A 17946-nucleotide genomic window follows, 5' to 3' on the forward strand; every position below is an offset into this window, starting at 1 on the left:
CAATGAATCCTTTAATCATTAAACTGGGTGGCGTGCTGCTGGATAGCGAAGAAGCGCTGGCCCGTCTGTTTGATGCCCTGCTGGCGTATCGCAATGCACATCAGCGTCCGCTGATCATTGTGCACGGCGGCGGTTGCGTGGTGGACGAGCTGATGAAGAAGCTCGCGCTGCCGGTGAAAAAGAAGAACGGTTTGCGCGTGACGCCAGCCGATCAGATTGACATTATTACCGGTGCGTTAGCCGGTACCGCCAACAAAACGCTGCTGGCGTGGGCGAAGAAATATGGCATCGGCGCCGTGGGTTTGTGCCTGGGCGATGCCGGTTTGGTCAATGTGGCGCAGTTCGATGAAGAGCTCGGCCATGTTGGTAACGCCACGCCGGGTAATCCGGCGCTGGTGAACACTTTGCTGGCGGCAGGCTACATGCCGGTGATCAGCTCGATTGGTATCACCGACGGCGGCGAGTTGATGAACGTCAATGCCGACCAGGCCGCGACCGCGCTGGCCGCAACGCTCGGTGCCGATTTAGTGCTGTTATCCGATGTCAGCGGTATTCTCGACGGCAAAGGTCAGCGCATCGAAGAGATGACTGCAGCGAAAGCGGAACAGCTGATCGCCCAGGGCATCATCACCGATGGCATGGTCGTGAAAGTGAATGCGGCGCTCGATGCGGCGCGCACGCTCGGTCGCCCGGTGGATATCGCCAGCTGGCGTCATGCTGAACAACTGCCAACCCTTTTCAACGGCGTGTCGATTGGCACCCGGATTCTCGCATAATCAAGGATTAAGACATGAGCACGCAAAACATCAAAAAAATCGTACTGGCTTATTCAGGCGGCCTCGATACTTCAGCCATCATTCCGTGGTTGAAAGAGAACTACGGCGGCTGTGAAGTGGTGGCGTTTGTGGCGGATATCGGTCAGGAACGTAGCGATCTGGAAGGCGTTGAGAAGAAAGCGCTGCAGTCCGGCGCTTCTGAGTGCCACGTGGTGGATCTGCGCGAAGAGTTCATCAGCGAATATGTTTATCCAGTGCTGCAGACCGGCGCACTGTACGAAGGCACTTACCTGCTGGGAACGTCGATGGCGCGTCCCATCATCGCTAAAGCACAGGTTGAGCTGGCATTGAAAGTGGGCGCTGATGCGCTGTGCCACGGCGCAACCGGCAAAGGTAACGACCAGGTGCGTTTCGAAACCACCTACACCGCGCTGGCGCCACAGCTGAAAGTGGTTGCGCCATGGCGTGAGTGGAACCTGCGTTCACGTGAAGCGCTGCTGGATTATCTGAAAGAGCGCAACATCCCGACCACCGCGTCGCTGGAAAAAATCTACAGCCGTGATGAGAACGCATGGCACATCTCCACGGAAGGTGGCGTGCTGGAAAGCCCGGCTAATGCACCGAATAAAGATTGCTGGGTGTGGACCGTTGATCCGCTGGAAGCGCCCGATCAGCCAGAAAACGTCACGGTTACCGTCGAGAAAGGCCGCGTCGTTGCAGTGAACGGCGAGAAGCTGAGCCCGTTCCAGTGCCTGGAAAAACTTAACGTGCTGGGCGCGAAACACGGCGTGGGTCGTATCGACATCGTGGAAAACCGTCTGGTGGGCATTAAGTCGCGTGGCTGCTATGAAACCCCGGGCGGCACCATCATGGTGAACGCGCTGCGTGCGGTTGAACAGCTGGTGCTGGATCGCGATAGCTTCAAATGGCGTGAGCAGCTGGGCCACGAAATGTCTTACGTGGTTTACGATGGCCGCTGGTTCGCGCCGCTGCGTAAATCTATCCAGGCCGCTGCCGAATCACTGGCAGAAGAGGTGAACGGTGAAGTGGTGCTGCAGCTGTACAAAGGCCAGGCCACGGCGATTCAGAAAACCTCTGCTAACAGCCTGTACTCAGAAGAGTTTGCCACCTTTGGCGAAGACGAAGTTTACGATCACCGTCACGCGGGCGGCTTTATCCGTCTGTTCTCGCTCTCTTCACGCATTCGCGCGCTGAACGAGCAGAAGAAGTAATACCGCGGCAAGCGACACATTTTGCAAGGGCGGCTTCGGGCCGCCTTTTCTATAACGGATTCAGGAGTAATTCAGATGGCACTTTGGGGCGGACGTTTTTCGCAGGCAGCAGACCAACGGTTCAAACAGTTCAATGATTCGCTGCGTTTTGATTATCGCCTGGCCGAGCAGGACATTACCGGCTCGATTGCCTGGTCAAAAGCGCTGGTCACGGTCAACGTGCTGACCCATGACGAGCAGCAACAGCTGGAAAGCGCGCTGCAGGAACTGCTGGCCGAGGTACGCGCCAATCCTGAACAGATTCTGCAAAGCGATGCCGAAGATATTCACAGCTGGGTGGAAGGCAAGCTGATCGATAAAGTCGGCTCGCTGGGCAAGAAATTGCACACCGGCCGTAGCCGTAACGATCAGGTCGCGACCGATCTGAAACTGTGGTGCAAAGAGCAGGTTGCCGTGCTGCTGGAGGCTACGCGTGAACTGCAATCCGCGCTGGTTACCACCGCAGCAGCCAATCAGGATGCAGTGATGCCGGGTTACACGCACCTGCAACGTGCGCAGCCAGTGACCTTCGCGCACTGGTGCCTGGCGTACGTTGAGATGCTGGCGCGTGATGAGAGCCGTTTACAGGATGCGCTGAAGCGTATGGACGTCAGCCCGCTGGGTTGCGGCGCGCTGGCCGGTACCGCGTATGAGATCGATCGTCAGCAGCTGGCGGGCTGGTTAGGTTTTGCGTCTGCCACGCGTAACAGCCTTGATACCGTTTCCGATCGCGACCATGTGCTGGAGTTGCTGTCAGATGCCTCAATTGGCATGGTGCATCTGTCGCGCTTTGCGGAAGACCTGATCTTCTTCAACACCGGCGAAGCGGGATTCCTGGAGCTGTCGGATAAAGTGACTTCCGGTTCGTCGCTGATGCCGCAGAAGAAAAACCCGGATGCGCTGGAGCTGATCCGTGGCAAATGTGGCCGTGTACAAGGTGCGCTAACCGGCATGATGATGACGCTGAAAGGCTTACCGCTGGCGTATAACAAAGATATGCAGGAAGACAAAGAAGGGCTGTTCGATGCACTCGACACCTGGCTCGACTGCCTGCATATGTCGGTGCTGGTGCTGGACGGCATTCAGGTGAAACGTCCACGTTGCCAGGAAGCCGCTGAACAGGGCTACGCTAACTCCACCGAGCTGGCCGATTATCTGGTGGCAAAAGGCGTACCGTTCCGTGAAGCGCACCATATTGTCGGTGAAACGGTGGTCGAAGCGATCAGGCAAGGCGTGGCGCTGGAAGCGCTCAGTTTGGCGCAACTCAAGCAGTTCAGCGCGGTAATTGAGGATGATGTCTATCCGATTCTGTCGCTGCAATCTTGCCTTGATAAGCGTAATGCGCAAGGTGGCGTGTCGCCTCAGCAGGTCGCATTTGCCATCGGTGAAGCCCAGAAACGTTTGGGTTAAAGGCATTGCGCAATAAATTGCGCCGCTACGGTTTGTGCACATTTTTGTAGCGGCGCGATTTATCGCGCTCAGTTGATGTTCATTACGGTTACGACAAACAAAAAAAAGCGGGCACCGTTTCGGTAGCCCGCCAACCTCTAGCTTCGGAATTACATCTTTTTTTATAGGCACATCATCAAGGGCAGGCCACTCCCAGCCGGCACAGTGATTGGTTTTAAGCAGATTGCAGGTACTGCTCCAGATCGTCGCTGCCGCCAATATGACGACCACCGATAAATACCTGAGGCACCGTGGCGCGGCCTGATACGGCACGCAGACTCACGGTTGTGGCATCTTGCCCCAGGACGATTTCTTCAAACGCAATGCTGCGATCAATCAGCAGCTGTTTCGCTTTGGTGCAGAATGGACAGCCGGGTTTGGTGAACACCGACACGGATTCCTGCACCTTATATTCAGGTGCCAGATAGCGCAGCAGCGTATCGGCATCCGACACTTCAAACGGATCGCCCGGCTTGTTCGGCTCGACAAACATCTTCTCAATGATGCCGTTGCGCACCAGCATGGAATAACGCCACGAGCGCGGACCAAAACCCACGTCGGCTTTTTCTACCAGCATATTCATACCGCGGGTGAAGTCGCCGTTGCCGTCCGGAATAAAGGTGATATGTTCAGCGCGCTGATCGGCCTTCCATGCATTCATGACAAAGGTATCGTTAACGGACACGCACAGAATGCTGTCGACCCCGTGCTGCGCAAAGGTGCTGAACAGCTCGTTGTAGCGTGGCAGGTGGCTCGATGAACAGGTTGGCGTAAACGCCCCCGGCAGCGAGAACACGATAACGGTTTTGTCTTTGAACAACGCGTCAGTCGTGAGATCGACCCAACGATCATGCTGACGCGTGTGAAAGGTAACCTGCGGTACGGCTTTGCCTTCCTGGCTTGCGAACATATCTTCTCCTCACTATTCAATGGTCTTAATTCTATGGGGCGTATTATTCCCGCTCGCGGCTTGATAGGGCTAATCGTTCATTGCTATTCTATCTATCGCCACGGGCTATCGTGGTTTGGAGGATTTGCATGAATATTCGTGATCTTGAATATCTGGTTTCACTTGCGGAGCATCGCCATTTCCGGCGTGCAGCTGATGCTTGTCATGTCAGCCAACCCACCTTAAGTGGACAGATTCGTAAGCTTGAAGATGAACTTGGTGTGATGCTACTGGAGCGTACCAGTCGTAAGGTGTTATTTACCCAGGCGGGTCTGCTGCTGGTGGATCAGGCGCGAACCGTGCTGCGTGAAGTCAAAGTGCTTAAAGAGATGGCGAGCCAGCAGGGCGAAGCGATGTCTGGACCACTGCACATTGGTTTGATCCCAACCACCGGGCCCTATCTGCTGCCGCACATCATTCCGATGCTGCATCAGACCTTCCCCAAACTCGAAATGTATCTGCACGAAGCGCAGACGCAGCAACTGCTGGCACAGCTCGACAGCGGCAAGCTGGATTGTGCCATTCTGGCGCTGGTGAAAGAGAGCGAGGCCTTTATTGAGGTGCCGCTGTTTGATGAGCCTATGACGCTGGCGGTTTACGCCGATCATCCATGGCGCGATCGCGATCGCGTGCCGATGTCGGATCTGGCCGGTGAAAAATTGCTGATGCTGGAAGATGGCCACTGCTTGCGCGACCAGGCGATGGGTTTCTGCTTTGAAGCCGGAGCGGATGAAGATACGCATTTCCGCGCCACCAGTCTGGAAACGCTGCGCAATATGGTTGCGGCTGGAAGCGGCATCACCTTGCTGCCTTCGCTGGCCGTGCCGAATGAGCGCGTGCGTGATGGTGTTTGCTATCTGCCGTGTTATAAGCCGGTGCCGCAGCGCACTATCGCGTTGGTTTACCGTCCGGGATCGCCTCTGCGCAACCGCTATGAGCAGTTGGCAGAAGCAATTAAAACCCACATGCAGGGTTACCTGGATACCACGTTAAAACAGGCGGTTTAAGCCGTTTAACGCCGCCACGCGATAGGCTTCGGCCATGGTGGGATAGTTGAAGGTGGTATTCACGAAGTACTCAATCGTATTGCCACCGTTCTTCTGTTCCATGATGGCCTGACCGATGTGGATGATCTCCGCAGCACGCTCACCAAAGCAGTGAATGCCTAAAATCTCTTTGGTTTCGCGGTGGAACAAAATCTTCAGGCTGCCGACGTGCATGCCAACAATTTGCGCACGCGCCAGATGTTTAAACTGCGCACGACCCACTTCATACGGCACTTTCATCGCAGTAAGCTGCTGTTCGGTTTTACCCACTGAGCTGATCTCCGGAATGGTATAAATCCCGGTTGGAATATCCTCGATCAGATGTGCGGTGGCTTCACCTTTGATGATCGCCTGTGCGGCAATGCGGCCCTGATCGTATGCGGCGGATGCCAGGCTTGGATAGCCAATCACGTCGCCGACCGCATAGATGTGCGGCTGCGCGGTTTGGTACATGCTATTTACTTTCAGCAGGCCACGACCATCCGCTTCCAGTCCTACGTTTTCCAGCGCCAGTGAATCAGTGTTACCCGTTCGGCCGTTGGCATACAGCAGGCAATCCGCTTTCACTTTCTTGCCTGATTTCAGGTGAATGATCACGCCATCATCAACGCCTTCAATTTTCTCGAACTCTTCGTTGTGACGAATCACTACACCGCTGTTCCAGAAGTGATAGGAGAGCGAATCGGACATCTCCTGATCGAGGAACGCCAGCAGGCGATCGCGGGTGTTGATCAGGTCAACCTTGACGTTCAGGCCGCGGAAAATCGACGCATATTCACAACCAATCACGCCGGCGCCGTAGATGATGACGTGGCCAGGTTCATGGTGCAGGTTGAGGATGGAATCGGAATCGTAAACGCGCGGGTGGGTAAAATCGACATCCGTTGGATGATACGGGCGAGAACCACAGGCAATCACAAATTTCTCTGCGGTTAGGCGCTCGCGCGTGCCGTCTGGCTGTTCCACTTCGATGGTGTTGGCATCAACAAAACGCGCATCGCCCTGATACAGTTCACAGCGGTTGCGCTCATAAAAACCCTGACGCATTGCGGTTTGCTGGCTGATAACGTTCTCGGTGTGGTTCAGAATGTCGGCGAATGAGGAGCGCAGGAGTCGAGTGTGATCGCTGTAAAGAGGGTTTTGATTGAACTCGATAATACGGCTAACAGCGTGGCGCAAGGCTTTGGAAGGGATGGTTCCCCAGTGAGTACAACCGCCGCCGATGTTGTGGTAGCGTTCGATCACTGCAATACGCGCTCCCTGCTTCACCAGCCCCATCGCCGCACCTTCGCCGCCCGGACCGGAGCCAATCACAATGGCATCGTAATCGTAAGACTTTTGCATACCAGTACGTCCTATTTTTTTATCACATTTTTACAACGAGATTCTAACATCTCGCCGCGCACATCTGAATTCTAACAGCGTAAATTGCTGAAGTTTGACAAAGCGTGAGGTTCACAGCCATTCACAAAGTTTGCACCGCTGTACGCTGAAAAGTTTGTTATAGTGCCTGCCAAATCATCGACAAGGCCGGGAAAATGGGCGTCAGAGCGCAACAAAAAGAACGTACACGACGTTCACTGATTGAAGCTGCCTTCAGTCAGTTAAGTGCAGAAAGGAGTTTTGCCAGCCTGAGTTTGCGTGAAGTTGCACGTGAAGCCGGGATCGCGCCGACCTCGTTTTATCGCCACTTCCGCGATGTGGATGAACTTGGCTTGACCATGGTGGACGAAAGCGGCTTGATGCTGCGTCAGCTCATGCGGCAGGCGCGCCAGCGCATTGCCAAAGGCGGCAGCATCATTAAAACGTCGGTGGCAACTTTTATGGAGTTCATCGGGAACAATCCCAACGCTTTTCGGCTCTTACTACGCGAGCGCTCCGGAACCTCGGCGGCGTTTCGTGCTGCGGTGGCGCGTGAGATTCAACACTTTATCGCCGAACTGGCCGATTATCTTGAGCTGGAAAATCGTATGCCGCGCAGTTTCACCGAGGCGCAGGCTGAAGCCATGGTGACGATTGTGTTTAGTGCGGGTGCTGAAGCGTTAGATGTCGATATTGAGCTGCGACGCAAGCTTGAAGATCGCCTGGTGCTGCAGCTGCGTATGATCGCCAAAGGTGCGTATTACTGGTATCGCCGGGAGCAAGAGCGCCTGTCGGTTACCCTGGAAAAACCCGAAGAGTAATGTGATAAGGATAAAGAAATGATTGAGCAAAACCCTCGCGATAAAGGGACGCTTTTGTTGGCTTTTATCACCGGTTTAGCTATCAACGGCTCCTTTTCGGTGCTGTTCAGTACGTTTGTTCCCTTTTCGATTTTTCCGTTGATCGCGCTTGGCCTTGCCGCCTGGTGTCTGCATCAACGTTATCTCAACCGCAATATGCCAGAAGGCATGCCTTCGCTGGCGGCGGCATTCTTCCTGTTAGGTATTCTGGTGTATAGCGCGCTGGTGCGGGCTGAATATCCGGATATCGGCTCCAACTTTATCCCGACCATTCTGATGGTGGCGCTGGTGTTCTGGATTGCCATGCGTTTTCGCCGCAAAAACAGAAACTAAGCCTTTCAGTACGCATGAATGCGCACCTTACGGTTTTGTAGGGTCGCCATTCATGGCGACCGATACATCTTGCTCTCAGACTTTGCGCGTCAGCAGCACGCCGCACTCCATGTGATGGGTATACGGGAACTGATCGAATAGCGCGAGGCGCGTGACATCATGGGTTTCTGCCAGCACCGCAAGGTTATCGCATAGCGTTTGTGGATTGCAGGAGATATAAAGGATGCGCGGATACGCCTGCACCATCTTCACGGTTTCCGCATCCAGCCCGCTGCGTGGTGGATCGACGAAGATGGTTTCACACTGATAACTCTTCAGATCGATGCCTTCTAAACGATTGAAACTGCGCACGCCGTTCATCGCCTGAGTGAACTCTTCCGCTGCCATGCGAATAATTTGCACGTTATCAATCTGGTTGGCGGCAATGTTGTATTGCGCGGACGCTACTGACGGCTTGGCAATCTCCGTAGCCAGTACGCGGCGGAAGTTACGCGCCAGCGCCAGCGAGAAGTTGCCATTACCGCAATAAAGTTCCAGCAGATCGCCGCGCGAATTCTGCGTGACGTCCAGCGCCCACTCTAGCATCTGAATATTCATCGCTGCGTTAGGCTGGGTGAAGCTGTTTTCCACCTGACGATAAATCATCTCTTTGCCCGCTACCGGCAAGCGTTCATCGACGAAATCGCGATCGAGACAGATTTTAGTTTTGGTGGCGCGGCCAATCAGCTGCACATCAAAACCTTCGGCACGCAGGCTATCGCGCAGGGCGCTGGCGGCGAGCGTCCACTCTTCTTCCAGCTTGCGGTGATAGAGCAGCGAGATAACGATTTGGTTGCTCATGGTCGAGAGGTAATCGATCTGGAACAGCTTAAAACGCAGCGCGCGGTTATCGCGGATCGCATCCATCAATCTCGGCATTAGCTGGTTGATCAATTCACTGGCGGCCGGGAAGCGATCGACGCGGATACGTTGTTTGGTCTCCTGATCAAAGATGATGTGGTAGAGATCGTCCCCGTCATGCCAGATGCGGAATTCGGCGCGCATACGATAGTGGCTGACCGGTGAGCGGAACACCTCCACGTCGGGCGCGGCAAAGGGCACCATCATCGCCTGTAAGCGGCTGACTTTTTCCGCCAGTTGCGCGTCGTATTGTTCAATCGGGAGCTGTTCGGGTGTCATCTTTAATCCTGGTAATAAGCTGGCTTGCCGGGCGATTGTAGGCATTCAACTGATGATGTCCAGCCCTGCGCAACACACGATGGCTGGAAGTCTGGATTTCCGGCCTTCCTGGCCTTAGACTGCGCCTGCCGGCCTCCTTGAGTTAAAAGGGAATCCAGTGTGAATCTGGAGCTGACGCGCAGCGGTAAAGAATGTCGTGGTGATGGCACTTACAAACACTGTCCTGCCGGATGGGAAGTTTTTCACCATTTATGATTCTCAGCCCGAAGACCTGCCGGTGTGACGTCGCAATACATACGACCATCGCGTGCTATTGGTTGTAGTCATGCGGCATCCTGCTTCGTCTTTTGGATGCTATAACAATGAAAAAAACACCCGCTTCGCTGTTTGCCTTTAGTGCAACGGCGTTGTCTCTCTGGGCCCAATTTGGCTACGCCCAGCAGAATGATGATACGCAAATCGTTACCGCCAACCGCTTCGCGCAGCCGGTCTCTTCGGTGCTGGCGCCCACCACCGTTGTTACCCGCGAAGATATCGATCGCTGGCAGTCAAAAAGTCTCACCGATGTGATGCGCCGTTTGCCGGGCGTGGATATTGCGCAGAACGGTGGGCTGGGCCAATCCAGCTCTCTGTTTATTCGCGGAACTAACTCAAGCCATGTGCTGGTGCTGATTGACGGTATTCGTCTTAATCAGGCTGGCGTTTCGGGTTCATCCGATCTCAGTCAAATTCCTCTTTCGCTGGTGCAGCGTATTGAGTATGTGCGCGGTGCGCGCTCGGCGGTATATGGCTCGGATGCGATTGGCGGAGTGGTTAACATTATTACCGGCCGCGCAAAACCCGGTACCACCCTGACCGCGGGCGTAGGCTCTAAAGGCTATCAGAGTTATGAAGGTTCGACGCAGCAGCAGATCGGTGATGCCACTAAGCTGACAATGGCGGGTAATTATACCTATACCAGAGGCTACGATGTGGTGGCTAACCTGCCTGACGTGTATGGCGATCCCGCGCAGAAAGATCGCGATGGCTTTATGAGTAAATCGCTCTATGGCTCACTGGAGCACCAGTTTAGCGATGAGTTGAGCGGTTTCGTGCGCGGCTACGGTTTTGATAATCGCACGGCTTACGACGGTACTTATAGCTATGACAGCAGCTTCAATATCCTGGGACTGGATGATACTCGCCAGCTCTATAGCCAGACCTGGGACACCGGCCTGCGTTACAACCATGACATCTATTCAACTCAGCTGATTGCCAGCTATAGCCGAACTAAAGATTTTAACTACGACCCGCGTACCGGCCGCTATGGCCCGGCGACCACACTTGATGACAGCAAGCAGTACAACCTGCAATGGGGCAACACCTTCCAGGTTGGCACAGGTACGGTCAGCGGTGGGGTGGATTGGCAGAAACAGACGACTGAGCCGGGAACGGCGTATGTCACCAACAGCACTGAACAGCGCGATACGGGCATTTATGCGACGGCTCAGCAGCAGTTTGGCAGCGTCACTGTAGAAGGCGCGGTACGTGGTGATGATAATAGTCAGTTTGGCTGGCACAGCACCTGGCAGAGTGGCGCTTCCTGGGAGTTTGTTGAGGGCTACAGTGTCTTTGCTAACTATGCCACGGCCTACAAAGCACCGCGTCTTGGCCAGTTGTATGGATCTTATGGCAACAGCGATCTTAAGCCGGAAGAGAGCAAACAGTGGGAAGGTGGCTTTGAAGGTCTAACCGGCCCAGTGAACTGGCGCGTATCGGGTTACCGCAACGATATCGATAATCTGATTGATAGTGATCCCAGTACCTACGTTTATTACAATATTAATAAAGCGCGTATTAAAGGTGTTGAGGCAACGGCTTCATTTGATACGGGTCCGCTGAGTCATCAGCTTTCATATGATTATGTTGATGCGCGTGATGCCGAAACCAACCAGCAGCTGGCGCGCCGTGCTAAGCAGCAGGTTAAATATCAGCTCGACTGGACGCTCTATAATTTTGACTGGTCTGTGACTTATCACTATCTCGGCGATCGTTACGATACCGACTACAACCACTCCTATACTGCGCAGCGCGTTAAATTGGGCGGTGTAAGTTTATGGGATTTGGCAGTTTCGTATCCGGTCACATCACAGCTCACCGTTCGTGGTAGAATTGCCAACCTGTTCGATAAAAACTACGAGACAGTGTATGGCTATCCAACTCCAGGAACGGAGTACTACCTCAGCGCCAGCTACAGCTTCTGATCTCCGCCCCACTGTGCTGGTGTTTGACTCCGGCGTGGGTGGGCTTTCCGTTTATGATGAGGTCCGGCATCTACTGCCGGATCTTCACTATCTCTACGCCTTCGATAATGAAGGTTTTCCGTACGGCGAAAAATCCGAAGACTTTATTGTCGAGCGTGTGGTGGCTGTGGTGACGGCTATTACGCAGCGTTTTCCGTTAGCGCTGGTGATCATTGCCTGTAACTCTGCCAGCACCATTTCTTTGCCGGCTCTGCGTGAACGCTTCGAATTTCCGGTTGTGGGCGTGGTGCCTGCGATCAAACCGGCAGCACGTCTGACGCGTAACGGCGTGGTGGGATTGCTGGCCACGCGTGGCACGGTAAAGCGTCCTTATACGCATGAGTTAGTGACGCAGTTTGCCCGCGATTGCAAAATTGAAATGCTCGGTTCTGCTGAGCTGGTGGAATTAGCAGAAGCGAAGCTGCATGGCGAAGATGTTGAGCTCGCTGATGTACGCCGCGCTGTGCAACCCTGGCTACGTATGAAAGAGCCGCCGGATACCGTGGTGTTGGGATGTACGCATTTCCCTTTATTGCGTGATGAGCTGCAATTGGTGCTTCCAGAAGGAACGCGGCTAGTGGATTCGGGGGCCGCCATTGCGCGTCGTACCGTCTGGTTATTAGAGCATGAAGCGCCGCATGCCGTTTCATCCGGGCAGAATTTAGCGTTCTGCACGCGTATGGATGCGGAGGTGACGAAATTATCACCAATTCTGCAGCGTTATGGCTTCCCGTTGCTGGAAAAATTAGCAGTTTAATCGCGTTTCGCCGAAAAAATCAGCACTCGGAAATTAATTTGAAATTAGCGCTTGTCAGCTCTGAAGAAATCCCTATACTGCGCCTCCACTGACACGGAACAACGGCTTACGAAGCGAAGTGTTCAGGAGGTGGTCTTCAAGGCAACCTTCAGAAAAGCAAAAATAAATGCTTGACTGAAAATGCGGAAAGCGTAATATACGCATCCCGCGCCGCTAGAGAAATAGCGGCACTGCTCTTTAACAATTTATCAGACAATCTGTGTGGGCACTCGCAGGATTGATATCAGCGTCTCCGGACGCAACAAAATATCAAGTCTCACGAGTGAACACATAATGAAATTCATTATGACGTTTTACAGATGAGCATCGCTGCACTTGTTGCAGCAAATCAAACTTAAATTGAAGAGTTTGATCATGGCTCAGATTGAACGCTGGCGGCAGGCCTAACACATGCAAGTCGAACGGTAGCACAGAGAGCTTGCTCTCGGGTGACGAGTGGCGGACGGGTGAGTAATGTCTGGGAAACTGCCCGATGGAGGGGGATAACTACTGGAAACGGTAGCTAATACCGCATAACGTCGCAAGACCAAAGTGGGGGACCTTCGGGCCTCACACCATCGGATGTGCCCAGATGGGATTAGCTAGTAGGTGGGGTAATGGCTCACCTAGGCGACGATCCCTAGCTGGTCTGAGAGGATGACCAGCCACACTGGAACTGAGACACGGTCCAGACTCCTACGGGAGGCAGCAGTGGGGAATATTGCACAATGGGCGCAAGCCTGATGCAGCCATGCCGCGTGTATGAAGAAGGCCTTCGGGTTGTAAAGTACTTTCAGCGGGGAGGAAGGCGGTGAGGTTAATAACCTCACCGATTGACGTTACCCGCAGAAGAAGCACCGGCTAACTCCGTGCCAGCAGCCGCGGTAATACGGAGGGTGCAAGCGTTAATCGGAATTACTGGGCGTAAAGCGCACGCAGGCGGTCTGTCAAGTCGGATGTGAAATCCCCGGGCTTAACCTGGGAACTGCATTCGAAACTGGCAGGCTAGAGTCTTGTAGAGGGGGGTAGAATTCCAGGTGTAGCGGTGAAATGCGTAGAGATCTGGAGGAATACCGGTGGCGAAGGCGGCCCCCTGGACAAAGACTGACGCTCAGGTGCGAAAGCGTGGGGAGCAAACAGGATTAGATACCCTGGTAGTCCACGCCGTAAACGATGTCGACTTGGAGGTTGTTCCCTTGAGGAGTGGCTTCCGGAGCTAACGCGTTAAGTCGACCGCCTGGGGAGTACGGCCGCAAGGTTAAAACTCAAATGAATTGACGGGGGCCCGCACAAGCGGTGGAGCATGTGGTTTAATTCGATGCAACGCGAAGAACCTTACCTACTCTTGACATCCACGGAACTTGGCAGAGATGCCTTGGTGCCTTCGGGAACCGTGAGACAGGTGCTGCATGGCTGTCGTCAGCTCGTGTTGTGAAATGTTGGGTTAAGTCCCGCAACGAGCGCAACCCTTATCCTTTGTTGCCAGCGGGTAATGCCGGGAACTCAAAGGAGACTGCCAGTGATAAACTGGAGGAAGGTGGGGATGACGTCAAGTCATCATGGCCCTTACGAGTAGGGCTACACACGTGCTACAATGGCGCATACAAAGAGAAGCGACCTCGCGAGAGCAAGCGGACCTCATAAAGTGCGTCGTAGTCCGGATCGGAGTCTGCAACTCGACTCCGTGAAGTCGGAATCGCTAGTAATCGTAGATCAGAATGCTACGGTGAATACGTTCCCGGGCCTTGTACACACCGCCCGTCACACCATGGGAGTGGGTTGCAAAAGAAGTAGGTAGCTTAACCTTCGGGAGGGCGCTTACCACTTTGTGATTCATGACTGGGGTGAAGTCGTAACAAGGTAACCGTAGGGGAACCTGCGGTTGGATCACCTCCTTACCTGAAGATACCTTCCCGCGAAGTGCTCACACAGATTGTCTGATAGAAAGTAACGAGCAGAAAAAACCTCTACAGGCTTGTAGCTCAGGTGGTTAGAGCGCACCCCTGATAAGGGTGAGGTCGGTGGTTCAAGTCCACTCAGGCCTACCAAATTTCTTCTCATGCTGCGTTAAAGCGCCGCTCGTATAGTGAACTATACGTCGCGACACTTTGCCCTGCCTGAAAAGAAATTACCGTTTGTGAAAACGGGACTCCTGGTGAGTGGTAGTAGCGGTCTCTGCAGTAACTGTATGGGGCTATAGCTCAGCTGGGAGAGCGCCTGCCTTGCACGCAGGAGGTCAGCGGTTCGATCCCGCTTAGCTCCACCATTACAGTGACTCAAAACAATACTTCAGAGCAAGCCGGAAACGGTGTGCTGCGAAGTATTATGCTCTTTAACAATCCGGAACAAGCTGAAAATTGAAACGACGTGTTGGTTCATTTCTCCGTAATAAGAAATGAATAACAACATGTTCGAGTCTCTCAAATGCTTGCAGTCTGCACGCGTTGCAAAACGCCTGTGGGTTGTGAGGTTAAGCGACTAAGCGTACACGGTGGATGCCCTGGCAGTCAGAGGCGATGAAGGACGTGCTAATCTGCGTAAAGCGTCGGTAAGGTGATATGAACCGCTACAGCCGACGATGTCCGAATGGGGAAACCCGGTGCACTCAGTGCATCATCGCAACATGAATACATAGTGTTGCGAGGCGAACCCGGGGAACTGAAACATCTAAGTACCCGGAGGAAAAGAAATCAACCGAGATTCCCCCAGTAGCGGCGAGCGAACGGGGAGCAGCCCAGAACCTGAATCAGTTTGTGCATTAGTGGAAGCGTCTGGAAAGTCGCACGACACCGGGTGATAGTCCCGTACACGAAAGTGCACATTCTGTGAGTTCGAAGAGTAGGGCGGGACACGTGGTATCCTGTCTGAATATGGGGGGACCATCCTCCAAGGCTAAATACTCCTGACTGACCGATAGTGAACCAGTACCGTGAGGGAAAGGCGAAAAGAACCCCGGCGAGGGGAGTGAAACAGAACCTGAAACCGTGTACGTACAAGCAGTGGGAGCCTCTTTATGGGGTGACTGCGTACCTTTTGTATAATGGGTCAGCGACTTATATTCTGTAGCAAGGTTAACCGTATAGGGGAGCCGCAGGGAAACCGAGTCTTAACTGGGCGTTAAGTTGCAGGGTATAGACCCGAAACCCGGTGATCTAGCCATGGGCAGGTTGAAGGTTGGGTAACACTAACTGGAGGACCGAACCGACTAATGTTGAAAAATTAGCGGATGACTTGTGGCTGGGGGTGAAAGGCCAATCAAACCGGGAGATAGCTGGTTCTCCCCGAAAGCTATTTAGGTAGCGCCTCGTGAACTCATCCTCGGGGGTAGAGCACTGTTTCGGCTAGGGGGCCATCCCGGCTTACCAACCCGATGCAAACTGCGAATACCGAGGAATGTTATCACGGGAGACACACGGCGGGTGCTAACGTCCGTCGTGAAGAGGGAAACAACCCAGACCGCCAGCTAAGGTCCCAAAGTCATGGTTAAGTGGGAAACGATGTGGGAAGGCACAGACAGCCAGGATGTTGGCTTAGAAGCAGCCATCATTTAAAGAAAGCGTAATAGCTCACTGGTCGAGTCGGCCTGCGCGGAAGATGTAACGGGGCTAAACCATGCACCGAAGCTGCGGCAGCGACACTATGTGTTGTTGGGTAGGGGAGCGTTCTGTAAGCCGTTGAAGGTGGCCTGTGAGGGTTGCTGGAGGTATCAGAAGTGCGAATGCTGACATAAGTAACGATAAAGCGGGTGAAAAGCCCGCTCGCCGGAAGACCAAGGGTTCCTGTTCAACGTTAATCGGAGCAGGGTGAGTCGACCCCTAAGGCGAGGCTGAAAAGCGTAGTCGATGGGAAGCAGGTTAATATTCCTGCACTTGGTGTTACTGCGAAGGGGGGACGGAGAAGGCTAGGTTATCCGGGCGACGGTTGTCCCGGTTTAAGCGTGTAGGCTGACACCTTTGGTAAATCCGGGGTGTCTTAAGGCTGAGGCGTGACGACGAGCCACCACGGTGGTGAAGTAACTGATGCCCTGCTTCCAGGAAAAGCCTCTAAGCTCCAGGTAACACGAAATCGTACCCCAAACCGACACAGGTGGTCAGGTAGAGAATACCAAGGCGCTTGAGAGAACTCGGGTGAAGGAACTAGGCAAAATGGTGCCGTAACTTCGGGAGAAGGCACGCTGGCGCGTAGGTGAAGGGACTTGCTCCCGGAGCTGAAGCCAGTCGAAGATACCAGCTGGCTGCAACTGTTTATTAAAAACACAGCACTGTGCAAACACGAAAGTGGACGTATACGGTGTGACGCCTGCCCGGTGCCGGAAGGTTAATTGATGGGGTTATCCGCAAGGAGAAGCTCTTGATCGAAGCCCCGGTAAACGGCGGCCGTAACTATAACGGTCCTAAGGTAGCGAAATTCCTTGTCGGGTAAGTTCCGACCTGCACGAATGGCGTAATGATGGCCAGGCTGTCTCCACCCGAGACTCAGTGAAATTGAAATCGCTGTGAAGATGCAGTGTACCCGCGGCAAGACGGAAAGACCCCGTGAACCTTTACTATAGCTTGACACTGAACATTGAGCCTTGATGTGTAGGATAGGTGGGAGGCTTTGAAGCGTGGACGCCAGTCTGCGTGGAGCCAACCTTGAAATACCACCCTTTAATGTTTGATGTTCTAACGTAGGCCCGTAATCCGGGCTGCGGACAGTGTCTGGTGGGTAGTTTGACTGGGGCGGTCTCCTCCCAAAGAGTAACGGAGGAGCACGAAGGTTGGCTAATCCTGGTCGGACATCAGGAGGTTAGTGCAATGGCATAAGCCAGCTTGACTGCGAGAGTGACGGCTCGAGCAGGTGCGAAAGCAGGTCATAGTGATCCGGTGGTTCTGAATGGAAGGGCCATCGCTCAACGGATAAAAGGTACTCCGGGGATAACAGGCTGATACCGCCCAAGAGTTCATATCGACGGCGGTGTTTGGCACCTCGATGTCGGCTCATCACATCCTGGGGCTGAAGTAGGTCCCAAGGGTACGGCTGTTCGCCGTTTAAAGTGGTACGCGAGCTGGGTTTAGAACGTCGTGAGACAGTTCGGTCCCTATCTGCCGTGGGCGCTGGAGAATTGAGGGGGGTTGCTCCTAGTACGAGAGGACCGGAGTGAACGCACCACTGGTGTTCGGGTTGTCATGCCAATGGCACTGCCCGGTAGCTAAGTGCGGAAAAGATAAGTGCTGAAAGCATCTAAGCACGAAACTTGCCCCGAGATGAGTTCTCCCTGACTCCTTGAGAGTCCTGAAGGGACGTTGAAGACTACGACGTTGATAGGCCGGGTGTGTAAGCGCAGCGATGCGTTGAGCTAACCGGTACTAATGACCCGTGAGGCTTAACCTTACAACGCCAGAGGCGTTTTGGTGAGAGAGACCAGAGATTTTCAGCTTGTTTATGGATTGGTTTGCGGTGCCTGACAGGGCTTCGTGAACGAAACAGAATTTGCCTGGCGGCTTTAGCGCGGTGGTCCCACCTGACCCCATGCCGAACTCAGAAGTGAAACGCCGTAGCGCCGATGGTAGTGTGGGGTCTCCCCATGCGAGAGTAGGGAACTGCCAGGCATCAATTTAAGACCCGTTATCGGGTCGTGACCTTCCCGGTGACGCGGAAAGG

General features: G+C 54.0%; 11 protein-coding genes, 2 tRNA genes, 3 rRNA genes and 1 riboswitch. Of the genes, 13 read left to right on the plus strand and 3 right to left on the minus strand.

Annotated features, from left to right (window positions below; translation table 11 throughout):
• The first annotated feature begins 2 nt into the window (after positions 1 to 2).
• The 3 genes from argB to argH all read left to right on the plus strand — a co-directional run bounded on the left by argB (position 3) and on the right by argH (position 3457).
• The gene (gene argB / locus AAGR08_RS19400; RefSeq protein WP_097095660.1) at positions 3 to 776 is read left to right on the plus strand and encodes an acetylglutamate kinase; all 774 of its coding nucleotides are present in this window, start codon (positions 3 to 5) and stop codon (positions 774 to 776) included.
• Positions 777 to 790: 14 nt separating this feature from the next.
• On the plus strand, positions 791 to 2008 hold the full coding sequence (locus AAGR08_RS19405; RefSeq protein ID WP_097095661.1) for an argininosuccinate synthase: 1218 nt from the start codon (positions 791 to 793) through the stop codon (positions 2006 to 2008).
• 75 nt (positions 2009 to 2083) lie between these two features.
• Positions 2084 to 3457, plus strand: coding sequence for an argininosuccinate lyase (argH, locus tag AAGR08_RS19410; protein WP_345827781.1), 1374 nt, complete (start codon positions 2084 to 2086; stop codon positions 3455 to 3457).
• 214 nt (positions 3458 to 3671) lie between these two features.
• On the opposite strand, the gene AAGR08_RS19415 is transcribed toward argH, so the two are convergent.
• Positions 3672 to 4406: a glutathione peroxidase gene (locus tag AAGR08_RS19415; RefSeq protein WP_097095663.1), complete on the minus strand. Its 735-nt coding sequence runs from the start codon at positions 4404 to 4406 to the stop codon at positions 3672 to 3674.
• Between the two features lie 128 nt (positions 4407 to 4534).
• On the opposite strand from AAGR08_RS19415, the gene oxyR reads away from it, so the two are divergent.
• Positions 4535 to 5452, plus strand: coding sequence for a DNA-binding transcriptional regulator OxyR (gene oxyR / locus AAGR08_RS19420; RefSeq protein WP_097095664.1), 918 nt, complete (start codon positions 4535 to 4537; stop codon positions 5450 to 5452).
• Here the strand turns inward: oxyR and sthA are convergent.
• Complete coding sequence (gene sthA, locus AAGR08_RS19425; protein ID WP_007885417.1) at positions 5435 to 6835, minus strand: Si-specific NAD(P)(+) transhydrogenase; 1401 nt, start codon at positions 6833 to 6835, stop codon at positions 5435 to 5437. The genes oxyR and sthA overlap by 18 nt on opposite strands.
• 194 nt (positions 6836 to 7029) lie before the next feature.
• Here sthA and fabR point away from each other — a divergent pair, with 194 nt between their 5' ends.
• Both fabR and AAGR08_RS19435 read left to right on the plus strand, forming a co-directional pair.
• Positions 7030 to 7674: an HTH-type transcriptional repressor FabR gene (gene fabR / locus AAGR08_RS19430; RefSeq protein WP_097095665.1), complete on the plus strand. Its 645-nt coding sequence runs from the start codon at positions 7030 to 7032 to the stop codon at positions 7672 to 7674.
• Positions 7675 to 7692: 18 nt separating this feature from the next.
• On the plus strand, positions 7693 to 8046 hold the full coding sequence (locus AAGR08_RS19435; RefSeq protein WP_097095666.1) for a YijD family membrane protein: 354 nt from the start codon (positions 7693 to 7695) through the stop codon (positions 8044 to 8046).
• A 75-nt stretch (positions 8047 to 8121) separates the two neighbouring features.
• On the opposite strand, the gene trmA is transcribed toward AAGR08_RS19435, so the two are convergent.
• Complete coding sequence (gene trmA / locus AAGR08_RS19440) at positions 8122 to 9225, minus strand: tRNA (uridine(54)-C5)-methyltransferase TrmA (RefSeq protein ID WP_345827785.1); 1104 nt, start codon at positions 9223 to 9225, stop codon at positions 8122 to 8124.
• Between the two features lie 112 nt (positions 9226 to 9337).
• Positions 9338 to 9519, plus strand: a riboswitch (cobalamin riboswitch).
• 68 nt (positions 9520 to 9587) lie between these two features.
• On the opposite strand from trmA, the gene btuB reads away from it, so the two are divergent.
• The 7 genes from btuB to rrf all read left to right on the plus strand — a co-directional run bounded on the left by btuB (position 9588) and on the right by rrf (position 17894).
• A complete protein-coding gene (gene btuB / locus AAGR08_RS19445; protein ID WP_345827787.1) occupies positions 9588 to 11468 on the plus strand; it encodes a TonB-dependent vitamin B12 receptor BtuB in 1881 nt (626 codons plus the stop codon).
• Positions 11413 to 12264 carry a glutamate racemase gene (gene murI / locus AAGR08_RS19450; protein WP_097095669.1) on the plus strand — a complete coding sequence of 284 codons (852 nt, stop codon included), beginning with the start codon at positions 11413 to 11415 and terminating at the stop codon, positions 12262 to 12264. Before btuB ends, murI begins: the two co-directional genes overlap by 56 nt.
• Positions 12265 to 12660: 396 nt before the next feature.
• Positions 12661 to 14201 (plus strand): 16S ribosomal RNA (locus AAGR08_RS19455).
• A gap of 73 nt (positions 14202 to 14274) precedes the next feature.
• Positions 14275 to 14351 (plus strand) — tRNA-Ile (locus AAGR08_RS19460).
• 142 nt (positions 14352 to 14493) lie between these two features.
• Positions 14494 to 14569, plus strand: a tRNA-Ala gene (locus AAGR08_RS19465).
• A gap of 202 nt (positions 14570 to 14771) precedes the next feature.
• A 23S ribosomal RNA gene (locus AAGR08_RS19470) occupies positions 14772 to 17676 on the plus strand.
• A 102-nt stretch (positions 17677 to 17778) separates the two neighbouring features.
• A 5S ribosomal RNA gene (rrf, locus tag AAGR08_RS19475) occupies positions 17779 to 17894 on the plus strand.
• Together the 16S, 23S and 5S rRNA genes with 2 tRNA genes alongside form the textbook arrangement of a ribosomal RNA operon.
• Positions 17895 to 17946 lie beyond the last annotated feature (52 nt).

The organism is Pantoea sp. BRR-3P, assembly GCF_039621635.1.
GTDB lineage: Bacteria > Pseudomonadota > Gammaproteobacteria > Enterobacterales > Enterobacteriaceae > Pantoea > Pantoea floridensis.

Excerpts from the sequence above, each read along its gene's own strand:
- oxyR (WP_097095664.1), top strand. The coding sequence starts at position 4,535 with ATGAATATTCGTGATCTTGAATATCTGGTTTCACTTGCGGAGCATCGC.
- btuB (WP_345827787.1), top strand. The coding sequence starts at position 9,588 with ATGAAAAAAACACCCGCTTCGCTGTTTGCCTTTAGTGCAACGGCGTTG.
- AAGR08_RS19415 (WP_097095663.1), bottom strand. The coding sequence starts at position 4,406 with ATGTTCGCAAGCCAGGAAGGCAAAGCCGTACCGCAGGTTACCTTTCAC.
- argH (WP_345827781.1), top strand. The coding sequence starts at position 2,084 with ATGGCACTTTGGGGCGGACGTTTTTCGCAGGCAGCAGACCAACGGTTC.
- murI (WP_097095669.1), top strand. The coding sequence starts at position 11,413 with ATGGCTATCCAACTCCAGGAACGGAGTACTACCTCAGCGCCAGCTACA.
- sthA (WP_007885417.1), bottom strand. The coding sequence starts at position 6,835 with ATGCAAAAGTCTTACGATTACGATGCCATTGTGATTGGCTCCGGTCCG.
- AAGR08_RS19405 (WP_097095661.1), top strand. The coding sequence starts at position 791 with ATGAGCACGCAAAACATCAAAAAAATCGTACTGGCTTATTCAGGCGGC.
- trmA (WP_345827785.1), bottom strand. The coding sequence starts at position 9,225 with ATGACACCCGAACAGCTCCCGATTGAACAATACGACGCGCAACTGGCG.
- fabR (WP_097095665.1), top strand. The coding sequence starts at position 7,030 with ATGGGCGTCAGAGCGCAACAAAAAGAACGTACACGACGTTCACTGATT.
- AAGR08_RS19435 (WP_097095666.1), top strand. The coding sequence starts at position 7,693 with ATGATTGAGCAAAACCCTCGCGATAAAGGGACGCTTTTGTTGGCTTTT.
- argB (WP_097095660.1), top strand. The coding sequence starts at position 3 with ATGAATCCTTTAATCATTAAACTGGGTGGCGTGCTGCTGGATAGCGAA.